This is a genomic window from Cryobacterium sp. MDB1-18-1, assembly GCF_004402735.1.
Lineage (GTDB): Bacteria > Actinomycetota > Actinomycetes > Actinomycetales > Microbacteriaceae > Cryobacterium > Cryobacterium glucosi.
Map to the genome: position 1 here is coordinate 33,143 of NZ_SOFR01000009.1, position 15,162 is coordinate 48,304.

Annotated in this window: 14 protein-coding genes; 2 read left to right on the forward strand and 12 right to left on the reverse strand. The window is 68.9% G+C overall.

Annotation, left to right across the window (positions count from 1 at the left end; all coding sequences use genetic code 11):
- Window positions 1-19: 19 nt before the first annotated feature.
- Both E3O50_RS01515 and E3O50_RS01520 read right to left on the reverse strand, forming a co-directional pair.
- Window positions 20-1,108, reverse strand: a complete 1,089-nt coding sequence (locus E3O50_RS01515; RefSeq protein WP_134447032.1) for a histidinol-phosphate transaminase — start codon at window positions 1,106-1,108, stop codon at window positions 20-22.
- Window positions 1,109-1,216: 108 nt separating this feature from the next.
- The gene (locus tag E3O50_RS01520) at window positions 1,217-1,591 is read right to left on the reverse strand and encodes a LysM peptidoglycan-binding domain-containing protein (protein ID WP_134446971.1); all 375 of its coding nucleotides are present in this window, start codon (window positions 1,589-1,591) and stop codon (window positions 1,217-1,219) included.
- A gap of 337 nt (window positions 1,592-1,928) precedes the next feature.
- On the opposite strand from E3O50_RS01520, the gene lexA reads away from it, so the two are divergent.
- Window positions 1,929-2,633, forward strand: coding sequence for a transcriptional repressor LexA (lexA, locus tag E3O50_RS01525; protein ID WP_255454107.1), 705 nt, complete (start codon window positions 1,929-1,931; stop codon window positions 2,631-2,633).
- Window positions 2,634-2,745: 112 nt separating this feature from the next.
- Here lexA and metE read toward each other — a convergent pair whose 3' ends face one another.
- From metE to hflX, 3 genes are all read right to left on the reverse strand, one after another.
- Window positions 2,746-5,085, reverse strand: a complete 2,340-nt coding sequence (metE, locus tag E3O50_RS01530) for a 5-methyltetrahydropteroyltriglutamate--homocysteine S-methyltransferase (protein ID WP_134559732.1) — start codon at window positions 5,083-5,085, stop codon at window positions 2,746-2,748.
- Between the two features lie 173 nt (window positions 5,086-5,258).
- Window positions 5,259-6,248, reverse strand: a complete 990-nt coding sequence (locus E3O50_RS01535; RefSeq protein ID WP_134559734.1) for a methylenetetrahydrofolate reductase — start codon at window positions 6,246-6,248, stop codon at window positions 5,259-5,261.
- Window positions 6,249-6,453: 205 nt separating this feature from the next.
- Entirely contained in the window at window positions 6,454-8,004 is a 1,551-nt protein-coding gene (gene hflX / locus E3O50_RS01540; RefSeq protein WP_134559735.1) for a GTPase HflX, read from the reverse strand.
- Window positions 8,005-8,045: 41 nt separating this feature from the next.
- Between hflX and E3O50_RS01545 the strand changes: the two genes are divergently transcribed.
- Complete coding sequence (locus E3O50_RS01545; protein WP_134559737.1) at window positions 8,046-8,669, forward strand: methyltransferase; 624 nt, start codon at window positions 8,046-8,048, stop codon at window positions 8,667-8,669.
- A 139-nt stretch (window positions 8,670-8,808) separates the two neighbouring features.
- Here the strand turns inward: E3O50_RS01545 and dapF are convergent, their stop codons facing one another.
- The 7 genes from dapF to E3O50_RS01580 form a co-directional block, all read right to left on the reverse strand.
- Entirely contained in the window at window positions 8,809-9,690 is an 882-nt protein-coding gene (gene dapF, locus E3O50_RS01550) for a diaminopimelate epimerase (protein ID WP_134446962.1), read from the reverse strand.
- 64 nt (window positions 9,691-9,754) lie between these two features.
- Entirely contained in the window at window positions 9,755-10,690 is a 936-nt protein-coding gene (miaA, locus tag E3O50_RS01555; RefSeq protein ID WP_134446960.1) for a tRNA (adenosine(37)-N6)-dimethylallyltransferase MiaA, read from the reverse strand.
- Entirely contained in the window at window positions 10,665-12,386 is a 1,722-nt protein-coding gene (gene miaB / locus E3O50_RS01560) for a tRNA (N6-isopentenyl adenosine(37)-C2)-methylthiotransferase MiaB (RefSeq protein ID WP_166790680.1), read from the reverse strand. The genes miaA and miaB overlap by 26 nt, the downstream gene beginning before the upstream one ends.
- 44 nt (window positions 12,387-12,430) lie before the next feature.
- Complete coding sequence (locus tag E3O50_RS01565) at window positions 12,431-13,135, reverse strand: regulatory protein RecX (RefSeq protein ID WP_134559739.1); 705 nt, start codon at window positions 13,133-13,135, stop codon at window positions 12,431-12,433.
- A gap of 2 nt (window positions 13,136-13,137) precedes the next feature.
- Window positions 13,138-14,289 carry a recombinase RecA gene (recA, locus tag E3O50_RS01570; RefSeq protein ID WP_134446953.1) on the reverse strand — a complete coding sequence of 384 codons (1,152 nt, stop codon included), beginning with the start codon at window positions 14,287-14,289 and terminating at the stop codon, window positions 13,138-13,140.
- 271 nt (window positions 14,290-14,560) lie between these two features.
- A complete protein-coding gene (locus tag E3O50_RS01575) occupies window positions 14,561-14,782 on the reverse strand; it encodes a DUF3046 domain-containing protein (protein ID WP_134446951.1) in 222 nt (73 codons plus the stop codon).
- A 46-nt stretch (window positions 14,783-14,828) separates the two neighbouring features.
- A complete protein-coding gene (locus E3O50_RS01580) occupies window positions 14,829-15,137 on the reverse strand; it encodes a helix-turn-helix transcriptional regulator (RefSeq protein ID WP_134446949.1) in 309 nt (102 codons plus the stop codon).
- Between the last annotated feature and the right edge of the window lie 25 nt (window positions 15,138-15,162).

The window sequence follows — 15,162 nt, forward strand, 5'->3', positions numbered from 1 at the left end:
AGTTTATTGGCCCGGGCGGTTACGCGTGGCCCAGTGCTTCGAGGGCGTCGAGGAATACGCTCGTCTCGCGCTCGGTGCCGGCCGTGACCCGCAGGTGGCCGGGGATCCCGACGTCGCGCACGAGGATGCCCTCGGCGAGCAGCGCCTCGAAGGTTCCGCGCGGGTCGGAGACCCCGCCGAACAGCACGAAATTGCTCCAGCTCCGCAAGGGGCGGTAGCCCAGCCGGTGCAGCTCGGTGACGAGGCGGTCGCGCTGGCCGCGGATGTCGTCGACCATGCGCAGCATCTCCGGCGTGTGCGCGAAAGCGGCGACGGCCGCGGCCTGGGTCAGCGCGGAGAGGTGGTACGGCAGGCGCACGAGCCGCAGCGCATCAGTCACGGCCGGGTCGGCGGCGAGGTAGCCCACCCGGGCCCCGGCGAATGCGAAGGCCTTGCTCATCGTGCGGGAGACCAGCAGGCGTTCCCTGCCGGGCAGCAGGGTGAGAGCGGATGCCGTCCCCACCGGAGCGAATTCGGCGTAGGCCTCGTCGACGACCACGATGCCGTCACAGGCGTCGTAGACGGCGGCGATCACGTCGAGAGAGAGCGGGGTGCCGGTCGGGTTGTTCGGGGAGCACAGGAAGACGAGGTCGGGATTGACCCGGTTGACCCAGTCGACGGCGCGTTCCGGGGTGAGTTCGAAGTCGGCGTCGCGGTCACCGGCGACCCAGCGGGTTCCGGTTCCCGAGGCGAGCAACGGGTACATCGAATAGGTGGGGGCGAAACCGAGGAGGGTGCGTCCCGGCCCGCCGAAGGCCTGCAGCACCTGCTGGAGAACCTCGTTGGAGCCGTTGGCCGCCCAGATGTTCTGACGGGTGAGACCGTGTCCGAGGTAGCGGGCCATCGCCTCGCGCAGTTCCGTGAATTCCCGGTCCGGGTACCGGTTGATCCCCCGGATAGCGGCGGCCAGTGCTGCGGCGATGTCGACGGCCACGTCCTCGGGGATGCCGTGGGTGTTCTCATTCACGTTGAGCGCGACCGGCACGTGCAGCTGCGGCGCCCCATAGGGAGTGAGCCCGCGAAGATTGTCGCGGAGGGGCAGGTCGTTGAGACTGGTCACTCCCCCCATGTTACCGATGGGCCTCAGCACCGGCGGGTCATATTGCCCGTGGTTCAGTATTTGGCTTGCTCAGTACTCCGGTGGTTCAGTATCCGGCTTGCTCAGTATCCGGCTTGCTCAGTATTCGGCAGGGAGAGCCAAGCGCTGGCCCGGCTGCACGCTCTCGGAGGGCAGCTGGTTCAGGTTGACGATCTCGGCGATGACCTCGCGCGGATCGGCAGAAGGGGCGATGCGCTCGGCAAGCTGCCACAACGACTGGCCCGACTGGATCGTGACGTAGTCGAAGGTCGTCGCACTTCCACCCGCGTCGGCGCTCATGCCGCTGCCGCTCAAGGTGCTGCCGTCTGCGGCGGCGAGGCCGCCGTTGAGGGCGAGGGCAAGCGCGCCGACGACGAGGGGGACGCCGGCGATCGCGGTCAGCACGGCACGACCGCGCCGGGTGATGCGCAGCCGGGTGTGCGCCCCCGGGACCAGCTCGATTGTTGTGCTCATGTCTGCCTCCTGTGTATTCGTATCCGACTCTCGGCCGGGAGAGCCGGATACGAAGCTATGTTCCGAATATATATTCGATTGTTCGAACAATCAAGACTTTCTCCGGTTATTATTGGGGTGAAGTACACGACACACTCGAATGAATGTCTGCACTTCGCCCCAGGCTGGTTACAGTTTCGATTGACTGGTGTGAACTCAACCAGCGACCACTGACATTCGGATACGGTCGCCTCACGGCATCCACCGGGGCGACCGCCCGCCACCGCCCACCGCCACCGACAGGAGCGACATCGTGACCCAGGACAGCGTGACCCCGGACAGCGAGACCCCGGACAGCGTGACCCCGTTCGCCGGCAGTTCCCCCGAACGAGGCGGAACACGTCGGAGGAAGAGCCTCAGCGACAAGCAGCGCGCGATCATGGACGTGATCCAGCGCTCTGTCGGCCAGCGCGGCTATCCGCCGAGCATGCGGGAGATCGGTGACGCCGTGGGCCTGTCGTCGCTGTCGAGCGTCACCCACCAGCTCAACCAGCTCCAGCTGAGCGGCTACCTGCGCAGGGACCCGAACCGGCCCCGGGCGCTCGAGGTCCTGATCGAGCTGCCGCAGTCGCCGGAGGACACCGCGGCCGGCGCCGCCGAGAACTTCCAGCAGGGTACCCCGGTGGGCGACGCGGCAATGGTGCCGCTCGTCGGGCGGATCGCGGCCGGTGTTCCGATCATGGCCGACCAGCAGGTCGACGAGATCTTCCCGCTCCCGCGCCAGCTCGTCGGCAAGGGCGAGCTGTTCATGCTCAAGGTCGTCGGCGAATCGATGATCGACGCCGCGATCATGGACGGCGACTGGGTCGTCGTCCGCCAGCAGAAGACCGCGGAGAACGGCGAGATCGTCGCCGCGATGCTCGATGGCGAGGCGACGGTGAAGGTCTTCCGGCAGCGTGACGGCCACACCTGGCTGCTGCCGAGGAACACCAACTTCGAGCCGATCCTCGGTGACCACGCCGAGATCCTCGGCAAGATCGTCGCCGTCCTGCGTTCCCTGTAGCTCCCTGTAGATCCCCCGTGCGCGCCAACTGCGCCGCTTCGCGCCAGGCAAGCCTGGCGCGAAGCGGCGCAAACGGCGCGTCGCGCGCGGCGGGTGTTCGCCGCGAGGAGGATCAGGCGAGGGCGGGCACGCCTGCGGCGAGGCGGGCGCGCACGATGCGGGTCGCCTCGATCATGTTTCCGAGAGACTCGACCGTCTCCGCGTAGCCGCGGGTCTTGAGCCCGCAATCCGGGTTCACCCAGACCTGACCGGCCGGGATGGCGGCGACGGCACGGTCGAGCAGCTCCGTCAGCTCGGCAACGCCCGGCACCCGCGGTGAGTGGATGTCGTAGACGCCCGGGCCGATGCCGTGGTCGAAGCCATTGGCCTGAATGTCCGTCACGACCTCCATCCGGGAGCGGGCCGCCTCGATGCTCGTCACGTCGGCGTCGAGAGCGCGGATCGCCTCGAGCACGACACCGAACTCGGAGTAGCAGAGGTGGGTGTGGATCTGGGTGGCGTCCCGCACCCCGGCGGTCGCGAGCCGGAACGAGCCGACGGACCAGTCGAGGTAGTCTGCGTGGCCGGCCTTCTTGAGCGGAAGCAGTTCGCGCAGGGCCGGCTCGTCGACCTGGATGATGCCGATTCCGGCGGCCTCGAGGTCGGCGATCTCGTCGCGGAGGGCGAGGGCGACCTGGCGCGCCGTCTCGCCGAGGGGCTGGTCGTCGCGCACGAAGGACCAGGCGAGGATGGTGACCGGGCCGGTCAGCATGCCCTTGACCGGCTTCGCCGTCAGCCCCTGCGTGTAGGTCGACCAGTCGACGGTGATCGGCTTCGGGCGGGAGACATCGCCCCACAGGATGGACGGGCGGGTGCAGCGGCTGCCGTAGGACTGGACCCAGCCGTTCTCGGTGACCGCGAAGCCGTCGAGGTTCTCGGCGAAGTACTGCACCATGTCGTTGCGCTCGGGTTCGCCGTGCACGAGCACGTCGAGGCCGATCTCCTCCTGCAGGGCGACGACCCTGGCGATCTCCGCGCGCATCAGGTCGCGGTATTCGGCGTCGCTGAGCACTCCGGTGAGGAAACGGGCGCGGGCACGGCGGATCTCCCCGGTCTGCGGGAAGGAGCCGATGGTCGTCGTCGGCAGGAAGGGCAGCGCGAGTGCGGCCTCCTGGGCGGCGAGCCTGTCGGCGTAAACCCCTCGGCTGTACGAGGCGTCGGTGAGCTCCGCGGCACGGGCCCTCACGGCACCGTCGCGGACGCCGGGGGCGGCGCTGCGGGCGGCGAGTGCGCCGGTCGCAGCGTCCAGTTCGGCGCTGATGGCCTCCCGTCCGTCGGCCAGGCCGCGGGCGAGGGTCACAACCTGGCCGACTTTCTCGTCGGCGAATGCGAGCCAGCTCACGAGTTCGGCGCCGAGCGCGGTCTCGTCCGCGACGGTGTGCGGGACGTGCTGGAGGCTCGTCGAGGTCGAGACGGCGATCCGCGGCGACAGTGCGCCGGCCCCGGTGACCTGAGCGAAGGCATCCGCCAGGTCACCGCGCCAGATGTTGTGCCCGTCGATGACACCGGCGACGAGGGTCTTCCCGTCCAGCCCTGGGGCGGTCTCGGGGAGCGTGCCGCGGACGAGATCAAGGCCGATGGCCTCGATCGGTGCGCCGGCGAGCACGGGCAGGGCGTCGTCGAGGCTGCCGTAGGGGGCAGCGACGAAGATCGCCGGACGCTGGGCGAGGTGCCCGAGGGTCCCGTACGCCCACTGCACGGCGCTGAGGGTCTCGGCGCGGGGCACGTGGATGCTCTCGCTGACGAGGCCGGGTTCGTCGAGCTGCACCCACTCGGCACCGGCGTCGGCGAGGCGCTGCAGCAGGGTCGCGTACACCGGAATGAGGTCATCGAGCCGGTCGAGGGGCTCGAAGCCCGCAGGGGCTTCGTCGCTCGGCTTGCTGAGCAGCAGGAACGTGACCGGGCCGACGATGACGGGCCGGGTCAGGAAGCCGGCGGCGCGTGCCTCCTCGAATTCGCGCACGATCCGGTCGCTCGAGAGGGAGAACTCCGTTTCCGGCCCGATCTCGGGCACGAGGTAGTGGTAGTTCGAGTCGAACCACTTGGTCATCTCGAGCGGGAGGCTGTCCCCCTCGCCGCGGGCGAGGGTGAAGTATCCGGCGAGGTCGATGTGCCCGTCGGCGTCGACGAGTCCGGCGAAGCGGGCGGGCACGGCGCCGACCGTGCAGAGCGCGTCGAGCATCTGGTCGTAGTAGGAGAACGACTCCGGGATGGCGGAGTCGGTGCGGCCGAGGCCGAGGGCGGCGAGGCGGTCGCGGGTGGCCTGACGGAGTCCGGCCGCAGCGGCCTCGAGTTCGGCGGCGCTCGATGTGCCGGCCCAGAAGGATTCGACGGCCTTCTTGAGTTCTCGGCGCGGGCCGATGCGCGGATAGCCGAGGATCGTGCCTGCGGGGAACGGGGCAGTGCTGGTCATAACGTTTCCTTTGCGGTTGGGCGGTGCAGCGGATGCTGGCGGGTGGTGTGTGGGGCGGATGCCGCGGCGTGCAGGGTGCTTTCGGGCGCGACGGAAACCCGAGGCGCCCGTATGGCGGTCGGTGGAGCGGGAGCGGCGATGGCGTCCGGGGCGGGGCGGGGCGCCAGGCCGGGTTACACGATCGTGGGCAGTGCCGTCGGCGTCCGGACCGGAGCCGGCGCGCCGAGCAGGCCGCAGCCGTCGAGCACCTCCAGTACGGTCTCGTGCTGATTGAAGGCGTAGAGGTGCAGACCGGGCGCTCCCCCGGCGATCACCTGGCTGGCGAGGTCGACGGCGTGCTGGATGCCGATCTCACGCTGTCCTTCCTTGGTCGGTTCGATCTCGAGCCGGATGGACAGGTCTGCCGGCATCTGCTCACCGGAGAGTTCGATGATCCGCCGCAGCCTGGCCGGGCTGGTCACCGGCATGATGCCGGGCAGGATCGGGAAGAGCACTCCGGCTTCCCTGGCGCGCTGGACGAAGCTCAGGAAGTGGTCGGCGTGGAAGAAGAGCTGGGTGATGCCGAGGTTCGCGCCCGCGGCCTGCTTGGCGAGCAGGGTGTCGATATCCTGCGCCGATGAACGTGACCGGGGGTGGCCGTTCGGGAACGCCGCAACGGCGATCCGCACCTTCTCGTGGCCGGGCTTGACGGCGCGTGCGGCGGGGATACCGGGGATGATCGTCTCGCGGTACGGGGACTTCTCGGCCTGAACCCGGTGGATGAGCTGCACGAGTTCGGCGGCGCTGCCGAAGTCGCCGAGGAACGCCTCGCCCTCCTTCGTGCCTGCCGGGGGGTCGCCGCGGAGGGCGAGGAAGCTGCGCACTCCGGCGTCGAGGAATTCGCGGATCAGCCGGTTCGCCTCGTCGTGGGTGGAGCCGACGCAGGTGAGGTGGGCCATCGCTTCGACGTTCGTCGTGCGGAGGATTCGGCTGAGAACGTCGAGCGAGGAGCGGCGTGAGGATCCGTTGGCTCCGTAGGTGACCGAGAGGAAGTCGGGGCCCGCCGCTGCGAGATGGTCGATCGTCGTCGCGAGAGCGGATGCTGCGGCATCCGTCTTCGGCGGATACAGCTCGAACGAAAAGGGGATGCGCCGTGTGCGGGCGGAGTCCGTTGGAGTGGACATTCATTCCTCATTCGACAGTAGCCAGTGTGTGCACTGAATGGCCGGGCGGCCGCGGACCGCCAGAAAGCCCTGGCGGGTGTTCGCGGGCGGGTGCCGGGCTCGGCTGTCGCTCCATGCCGGCGGAAGAAATCCGTCGGCAACGATTGAAGAAAACTCTAGCAATCCCTTAATCGGATTGCACGAGTGTGACCGTTCGTTACCTGGTTCAGCTTGCGACGGCGGGCACGGCGGCCGCCGGTGCGACGGCGAACGGTGCGAACTGGGACTGGATCTCCGTCGTGACGAGGGCGCGCACCCGGGTGCCGGTTTCGGCGTAGTCCGTCGTGAGCACCGTGCCCTGGGCGTGCAGCATCGCGATCAGGTCGCCACGCTCGTAGGGAATGAGCAGGTCGAGTTCGATGGACGGGCGCGGAAGCAGTCCGGCGATCGCGGCGAGCACCTCGTCGACGCCCTCACCCGTGCGGGTGGAGACGAAGATGCCCTTCGGCCAGAGGCCGCGCAGCACGAGACGATCGTCGTCCGTGACGAGGTCGCTCTTGTTGAAGACGACGAGCTCAGGGATCTCCCGGGCGCCGACCTCACCGATGACCTCGCGGACCGTCGCGAGCTGGCTCGCCGGGTCGGGGTGGGAGGCGTCGACGACGTGCACGATGACGTCGGCGTCGGCGACCTCTTCAAGGGTCGACCGGAAGGCCTCGACGAGTTGGTGCGGCAGGTTGCGGACGAAGCCGACGGTGTCGGTCAGCGTGTACAGCCGGCCGTCGCTCGTTGTCGACTTCCGGACGGTCGCGTCGAGCGTGGCGAAGAGGGAGTTCTCGACGAGCACGCCGGCCCGCGTGATCCGGTTGAGCAGGCTCGACTTGCCGGCGTTGGTGTAGCCGACGATGGCGACGGAGGGCACGGCGTTGCGCTTGCGGTTGGCGCGCTTGGCCTCGCGGGCTGGCTTCATGGCCAGGATCTGCTTGCGCAGCCGGGACATCCGGGTGTGGATGCGACGACGGTCGAGTTCGATCTTCGTCTCGCCGGGGCCGCGGGAACCCATTCCGGCACCGGTTCCGCCGACCTGGCCACCGGCCTGGCGCGACATGGAGTCACCCCAGCCGCGGAGGCGGGGCAGCAGGTATTCGAGCTGGGCGAGTTCGACCTGCGCCTTGCCCTCCCTGCTCTTGGCGTGCTGGCTGAAGATGTCGAGGATCGTGGCGGTGCGGTCGATGACCTTGACCTTGACGACGTCCTCGAGGGCGCGTCGCTGGCTGGGCGCGAGTTCGGTGTCGGCGATGACGGTGTCGGCGCCGAGCGCCTTGACGATGCCGGCGAGTTCCTGCGCCTTGCCCTTGCCGAGGTAGGTGCTCGTGTCCGGGGTGGCGCGGCGCTGCATGAGGCCGTCGAGCACGGTGGCGCCCGCGGTCTCGGCGAGGGCAGCGAGTTCGCGCATGGAGTTCTCGGCGTCCGCGACAGTGCCCTGGGTGTAGAGGCCGATCAGGATGACGTTCTCGAGGCGCAGCTGCCGGTATTCGACCTCGGTGACGTCCTCGAGCTCGGTGGAGAGGCTGGGAACGCGGCGGAGGGCGTTGCGGTCTTCGCGGTCGAGCTGGGCGCCGTCATGGCCGTCATCGTGTTCGTCGGAGCGGGGCTCGGCGTCGAGGGCCTGGGCGCTCCCGCTGCGGAACAGGGAGTAGCCGGCGGCCTTGGAATCGGCACTGGCAAGGACCCGTGCCACAACGTCGTCGTCCGGGGTTTCAACTGGTTCAATCATTCCTTTAACCTTACTTCCTCGAAGAGCGGTAGGTTCCCTCTATGCCCTCCGACCATTACTTCACCCCTGCCCCCGACAGCAAGCTCAGGCTGCAGCAGGTGACCGTGCACCTGGGCGGTCAGGCGCGGGAGGTCACGACCGCCAATTCGGTGTTCAGTCCCGACCACATCGACACGGGCACCAAGGTGCTCCTCGAGAACACGCCGGCGCCGCCGCCGGGGGGCGACTTCCTCGACCTCGGCTGCGGCTGGGGTCCGATCAGCTTCCACCTCGCGCTCGCTTCGCCGCGCGCCACGATCTGGGCGGTCGACGTCAACGAGCGCGCCCTCGACCTCGTACGGCTGAATGCCGAGAAGCTCGGGCTGACGAACATCACGGCCGTCACACCCGACCAGGTTCCCTCGCACGTGCAGTTCCGCACGATCTGGTCGAACCCGCCGATCCGGGTCGGCAAGAACGAGCTGCACAACCTGCTGAGTAGCTGGCTACCGCGCCTCGAGCCCGATTCGGATGCCTGGCTCGTCGTGCAGCGCAACCTCGGGTCCGATTCCCTGCAGCGCTGGCTCGACGGCGAACTCCCCCACGACTTCGCGGTCTCCCGCTTCGCGATCAGCAAGGGCTTCCGGGTCCTCCGCGTCAAGCGCCACGGCGACCCCACCCTCTAACCGCGAGAGCACTCCCCCGCTGAGCCCGCGCCCGCAAGGTTCCGCGAGAGCGGAGATATGGCCCTTTCGCGGACCGCGAAGGGGCCATATTCGTACTCTCGCGGCAGGGACGGGCGAATCCCCGACCTGGGGGCCTTGGTCAGTTGAGGCGGAAGACGCCGTCGTAGACGAGCTCGGCCGGCCCGGAGAGCGCGACGTGCTCGCCGTCCTCTGCAGGGAACATCCGCACGCCGAGCGTGCCGCCGGTCACCTCGACGCGCCACTGGTTCGGGGCTCCCGCGCCCGCCCAGTGCCGGGTCGCGAGGGCGGCCGCTGCGGCTCCCGTGCCGCAGGAGAGCGTCTCGCCGCTGCCGCGTTCGTGGACGCGCATCCGGATGTGTCCGACGCCGTCGACGACCAGGGGGTCGCCCGGCACCACGAATTCGACGTTGGCCCCGTCGGCCGGTTCGGGGTCGAGCTGCGGGATGTAGCCGAGGTCCGCGCTCTCGAGTTCACCGAGGTCCGCGAGGGCGACCACGACGTGCGGGTTGCCGACGTTGATCCCGAGACCGGGCCGGGCGACGGCGAGGTTCCTGGCACGGACGAGCGGTTCGCCGCCGTCGAGCCGCCAGCGGCCCAGGTCGACCTGGTAGCCCGCAGCGTTCCGCTGCACGTCACGGACGCCCGCGCGCGTTCCGACGACGAGGGTGTCCCCGCCGGGCACGTCGGCGAGGCCCTGTTCGGCGAGGAACCGGGCGTAGACACGGATGCCGTTGCCGCACATCTCGGAGAGCGTCCCGTCGGCGTTCCAGTAGTCCATGAACCACTCGGCCTGGTCGTCCTCCGCGAGGGCTGGGGCGCCGGCCTCGAGGCTGCGCGAGCGGACCGCGCGGATGATGCCGTCGGCGCCGATGCCGAAGCGGCGGTCGCAGATCGCGCGGATCTGCGCCGGGGTCAGCTCGATCTCCCCGTCCGGATCGGCGAACAACACGAAGTCGTTGCCCGTGCCCTGGCCCTTGGTGAAGTTGAGATCGATGCCCATCAGACCAGTGTAGGGAGCAGACCGGGCACCACAGACCCACACTCCCCGTCGAATCGGTTCCGGGTCAGAGGTGCGAGCGGGCAGCCTCGACGCGGTCGGGGGCGTCGTAGTCGATCCAGTGCGTGTCCTGTGAGCGCTTGAACCAGCTGACCTGCCTGCGCGCGTAGCGACGGGTGAGCTGTTGGGTCTGCTCGATCGCCTCGGCCTGGCTGAGCCGGCCGCTGAGCTGGCCGAGCGCCTGCGCGTAGCCGATGGCGCGGCTCGCGGTCACCCCGGTTTCGAGGCCGGCCGGGATGAGGCCCCGCACCTCGTCAAGGAGACCGCCGGCCCACATCCGGTCGACACGGGCATCGAGGCGCGCGGTGAGTTCCTCGCGCGGCGCCCTCAGGCCGAGGGTCACGGCCGGACGCCAGTACACGGGCTCCCCCGGTAGGGCGGCGAGGTGCGGCGCTCCGGTGAGTTCGACGACCTCGAGCGCGCGCACGAGGCGGCGGCCGTTGCTCGCGCCGATCCGGGAGGCGGCGCCGGGGTCGACGACCTTCAGGCGCGCATAGAGGACGCCGGGGCCCTGCTCGACCAGGTCGGCCTCGAGCCGGGCGCGCAGTACCGGGTCGGTCGCCGGGAACTGGAAGTCGAAGACCACGGAGGAGACGTAGAGCCCGGATCCGCCGACGAGGATGGGCACGGCCCCGCGGGCGGCGATGTCCTCGATCGACGAACGGGCCTCGGTCTGGTAACGGGCGACCGCGGCCTCGTCGGTCACGGCGAGCACGTCGAGCAGGTGGTGCGGGATCCCCCGCTGCTCGTCGGCTCCAAGCTTGGCGGTGCCGATGTCCATGCCGCGATAGAGCTGCATGGCGTCCGCGTTGACGATTTCGGCCGGGGTGCCCTCTGCCCTGAGGCTCTCGGCGAGGTCGAGCGAGAGCTCGCTCTTGCCGGTGCCGGTCGGTCCGACGATGACGACAAGCACCCGGTTAGCGCTCACCGTCGTCGACGGCATAGATCGGTACCGTCGAGCTGGCATTGACCGCCGGGATCCGGCCGGAAGCGGTCGGAACGGCGGGCACCGGAGCAGGGCCCTGGGCCGCGGCGGAGGCCGCAACAGGATGCGGCGTGGCAGAGTGCGGCGTGGCAGAGTGCGACGCGGCGTGCGGGGCCGCGGGACGAAGGCCGAGCGTGGGCATCCCGAGCGAGACGGAACCAGCAGCGGAGGTGCCGGCGTGGCTCGGCACGCCGCAGGCATCCGCCTCGGCACGGTCCCAGGCGTCGCCGGCCGTGGTCCGGCGGATGCGCAGCGGCGCCCCGTCCGGGGAGTCGGCGATGAGGTGGAACGGTGCGGCCTGGGTCACCGTCACCGTGACGAGGTCCCCGGGACGCGGGCGCTCCGAACCGTCCGGCACGTCGAAGTGCACGAGGCGGCTGTCGGGCGCACGCCCGCTCATCCGATGGGTGTCCGAGTCCTTGCGGCCCTCCCCGTTCGCGACGAGCAGTTCGAGCTCCCGGCCGATCACGGCCTGGTTCTCTTCCCACGAGATGCGTTCCTGAAGCACTGCGAGGCGCTCGTACCGATCCTGGACGATCTCCTTGGGCACCTGGTCGGCCATCTCCGCGGCCGGTGTGCCCGGGCGGATCGAGTACTGGAAGGTGAAGGCCGTCGCGAACCGTGCCCGTTCGACGACACGGAGGGTCTCCTGGAAGTCCTCCTCCGTCTCGCCGGGGAAGCCGACGATGATGTCGGTGCTGATCGCCGCATCGGGCATCCGCGCACGAACCCGGTCGAGGATTCCGAGGAAACGCTCGGATCGGTAGGACCGGCGCATGGCTTTGAGCACCCGGTCGGAACCGGACTGCAGCGGCATGTGCAACTGCGGCATCACGGCGGGAGTGTCGGCCATGGCCTCGATGACGTCGTCGGTGAACGCGGCGGGGTGCGGGCTCGTGAAGCGGATGCGCTCGAGTCCCTCGATCTTCCCGGCGGCGCGGAGAAGTTTGCCGAAGGCGAGGCGGTCGCCGAATTCGACGCCGTAGGAGTTGACGTTCTGGCCGAGCAGCGTGACCTCGATGGCTCCGTCGTCGACGAGGGCCTGGATCTCGGCGAGGATCTCGCCCGGCCGACGGTCCTTCTCCTTGCCACGCAGGGCGGGGACGATGCAGAAGGTGCAGGTGTTGTTGCAGCCGACGGAGATGGAGACCCAGCCGCTGTAGCTCGAGTCGCGCTTGGTCGGCAGTGTCGAGGGGAAGGTCTCGAGGGCGTCGAGGATCTCGAGCTGGGCCTCGCCGTTGTGCCGGGCGCGTTCGAGCAGGCTCGGCAGCGCACCCATGTTGTGGGTTCCGAAGACGACGTCGACCCACGGCGCCTTCCCAAGGATGACGTCCTTGTCCTTCTGGGCGAGGCAGCCGCCGACGGCGATCTGCATGCCCGCGTGGCGCCGTTTGATCGACGCGAGCTGGCCGAGGTTGCCGTAGAGCTTGTTGTCGGCGTTCTCGCGCACCGCGCAGGTGTTGAGGACGACGATGTCGGCTTCGGCCCCGTCGGCGGGAACGTACCCGGCCGCCTCGAGGGAACCGCTCAGCCGTTCGGAGTCGTGCACGTTCATCTGGCAGCCGAAGGTGCGCACCTCATAGGTGCGTGCCCGGCCGTCGTCGTCGCGGGCCGCCGGCGACGGGGCGATCAGGGTCTTCGTGCTCAGGGTCATAGTGACTCCAGTTTACGCGACCGCGCCGGACCTTCCCGATTCGGCTACTGGAACCGCACGCCGGACGAGCCGCCGCCGTTGCGCGAGTCGAGCGCGGCCTGGACCGCTTCGCGCACGACCGAGGACGGGTAACCCTTGCGCATCAGAAATGCATTGAGCCGGCGATCGATGGTGCGATCGTCGAGGCGGCCCAGCTGCTGCACGCGCTTGATCGCGACCTCGATGGCCCGTTCGGTCTCGTCGTCGGGCATGGCGTCGAGCGTCTCCGCGATGAGCTCCTTGTCGAGGCCGCGGCGGCGCATCTCGGCCTGGACGCCGGAGCGCCCGAGGCCCTTGCGCTCGTGCTGGCTGTAAACGATCTGCTCGGCGAGCTTCGCTTCGTCGAGATAGTCGAGGCGGATGAACCGTTCGACGATCTCTTCGATCTCGCTCTCCGGAAGGTCGAGTCCGACGAGCACGCCGCGGGCCTCGGAGATGGACAACGAGCGACCGCGAAGCCGCTGCAGGAGGACCTGCTCGGCGTGTTCGCTGTCCGGGTCGACGGCGTGGTCGAGGTCTCCGGTATCGACCGCACCCGAGGCGACCCCGCCGGAGTCAACCTCGGAGACGTCCCCGACAGAGGAGGATGCCTGGGCGCCCGGCAGGTAGCTCACCGTCGCGAGAGTGCCCCGACGCTTGGCCGGGGCTCCGGTGGCCGCCGCGGCGGCCGGCTTGATGTCCGGCTCGGCCTTGGGTTCGAAGTGCACCATGCTTACGCGCCCTTCCGGGCGGCGAGCCTGGCCTGGGTGGTCTTCGGCTGAGTCACGTCGTCCCCTGCCGCCGCGCGGGCAGCGGTCGCGGCCTCCTTCGCGGCGAGCTCCGTCGCAGCTTCCGCGGCGGCGGCGGCCTTCTTGGCGGCTGCGCCTTCCGGCGAGATGCCGAGCTTGAAGAGGATCTTGCTCTCGATCTCGTTGGCCATGTCCGGGTTCTTCAGCAGGAAGTTCCGGGAGTTCTCCTTGCCCTGCCCGAGCTGGTCGCCGTCGTAGGTGTACCAGGCGCCGGACTTCTTCACGATTCCCTGTTCGACACCGAAGTCGATCAGGCTGCCCTCGCGGGAGATGCCGATGCCGTAGATGATGTCGAACTCGGCCTGCTTGAAGGGCGGCGCCATCTTGTTCTTGACGACCTTGACCCTGGTGCGGTTACCGACGGCTTCTGTGCCGTCCTTCAGGGTCTCGATCCGGCGGATGTCGAGGCGAACCGAGGCGTAGAACTTGAGTGCCTTGCCGCCCGCGGTGGTTTCCGGGCTGCCGAAGAAGACACCGATCTTCTCGCGGAGCTGGTTGATGAAGATCATCGTGGTGTTGGTCTGGCTGAGCCCGCCGGTGAGCTTGCGGAGGGCCTGCGACATCAGCCGGGCCTGGAGGCCGACATGGGAGTCGCCCATCTCGCCCTCGATCTCGGCGCGGGGCACGAGGGCGGCGACGGAGTCGATGACGATGAGGTCGATCGAGCCGCTGCGCACGAGCATGTCGGCGATTTCGAGCGCCTGCTCCCCCGTGTCGGGCTGGGAGACGAGGAGGGCATCGATGTCGACGCCGAGCTTCTTTGCGTAATCAGGGTCGAGCGCGTGCTCGGCGTCGATGAACGCGGCGATGCCGCCGCCCTTCTGGGCATTGGCGATGGCGTGCAGGGTGAGCGTGGTCTTACCGGAGGACTCCGGACCGTAGATCTCGACGATGCGCCCGCGCGGGAGCCCGCCGATGCCGAGGGCCACGTCCAGTGCGATCGAACCGGTGGAAATGGTTTCGACCGGTGCCCGGTCGTCGCTGCCGAGGCGCATGATCGAACCCTTGCCGAACTGGCGGTCGATCTGGGCGAGCGCGGTGTCGAGCGCCTTCTCGCGGTCTGCTGCTGATGCCATGGTGGGTCTCCTTCGGTCGTGCGTTTCGGCGCCTATAGGCTGTCGCGAAACACTCACCGGGAGGACCCCGGTGCGTGCTCTGGGACAAGGCATTCGCTGTCTGTCACTGACGAAGGCGACTGTACGCCGCACCCCCGACATTGATCGGGAAGCGCTACGACGGTGGACACTTCTGCACTGACTCCTGCTGGTGAGGAGCCTACCAAAGGTCGAACACGTATTCGAGCACCGACGCGCCGAAACGGGTGCGTCGTCGAAGTCCGGAGGAAGACTACGGGCGCGGCGCCGGCACCCCTGCGCCGAACCAACGGCTCTTGGGCACGTCGGTCTCCGCGCACAGCGCGAGCCAGACGTCGCGCGCCGGAACACCGCCGGCCAGGGCCTGGTCGGCGGTGTTCCCGAGCGAGGTGAGCACGAGGTCGCGGGTCAGCACACGACCGTACGACTCGCCGAATTCGTCTTTCAACGCCTGACGGAATTCACTGAGTCTCACGAAGCCACCTCAACGGCGGGGAAGGAGGGGATGGGGAAGGCCGGGGTCAACGAACCATCATGCCGGTGTCGTACGTCGCGACGAGCTCGTCGGGAACGGTGTCGGGGAAACGATCGATTCCCTCGATGACGGCGAGGCGGTCTCCCACCTCACGCATGATGACCGAGATCGGGGTGTCCAGCGCGTCAGCGACGGACGCCAGAATCTCGGATGACGCTTCCTTCTGGCCGCGCTCCACTTCGCTCAGGTAACCCAGGGCCACGCTGGCCTTGCTGGCGACCTGACGCAGTGTGCGCCCTTTCTGCAGTCGGAAGTCCCTGAGCACATCGCCGATTTCCTGTCGTACAAGAATCATCGGAACCTCCTTCTATTACTTATCA

Excerpts from the sequence above, each read along its gene's own strand:
- E3O50_RS01515 (WP_134447032.1), bottom strand. The coding sequence starts at position 1,108 with ATGGGGGGAGTGACCAGTCTCAACGACCTGCCCCTCCGCGACAATCTT.
- E3O50_RS01520 (WP_134446971.1), bottom strand. The coding sequence starts at position 1,591 with ATGAGCACAACAATCGAGCTGGTCCCGGGGGCGCACACCCGGCTGCGC.
- metE (WP_134559732.1), bottom strand. The coding sequence starts at position 5,085 with ATGACCAGCACTGCCCCGTTCCCCGCAGGCACGATCCTCGGCTATCCG.
- E3O50_RS01535 (WP_134559734.1), bottom strand. The coding sequence starts at position 6,248 with ATGTCCACTCCAACGGACTCCGCCCGCACACGGCGCATCCCCTTTTCG.
- hflX (WP_134559735.1), bottom strand. The coding sequence starts at position 8,004 with ATGATTGAACCAGTTGAAACCCCGGACGACGACGTTGTGGCACGGGTC.
- E3O50_RS01545 (WP_134559737.1), top strand. The coding sequence starts at position 8,046 with ATGCCCTCCGACCATTACTTCACCCCTGCCCCCGACAGCAAGCTCAGG.
- dapF (WP_134446962.1), bottom strand. The coding sequence starts at position 9,690 with ATGGGCATCGATCTCAACTTCACCAAGGGCCAGGGCACGGGCAACGAC.
- miaA (WP_134446960.1), bottom strand. The coding sequence starts at position 10,690 with ATGCCGTCGACGACGGTGAGCGCTAACCGGGTGCTTGTCGTCATCGTC.
- miaB (WP_166790680.1), bottom strand. The coding sequence starts at position 12,386 with ATGACCCTGAGCACGAAGACCCTGATCGCCCCGTCGCCGGCGGCCCGC.
- E3O50_RS01565 (WP_134559739.1), bottom strand. The coding sequence starts at position 13,135 with ATGGTGCACTTCGAACCCAAGGCCGAGCCGGACATCAAGCCGGCCGCC.
- recA (WP_134446953.1), bottom strand. The coding sequence starts at position 14,289 with ATGGCATCAGCAGCAGACCGCGAGAAGGCGCTCGACACCGCGCTCGCC.
- E3O50_RS01580 (WP_134446949.1), bottom strand. The coding sequence starts at position 15,137 with ATGATTCTTGTACGACAGGAAATCGGCGATGTGCTCAGGGACTTCCGA.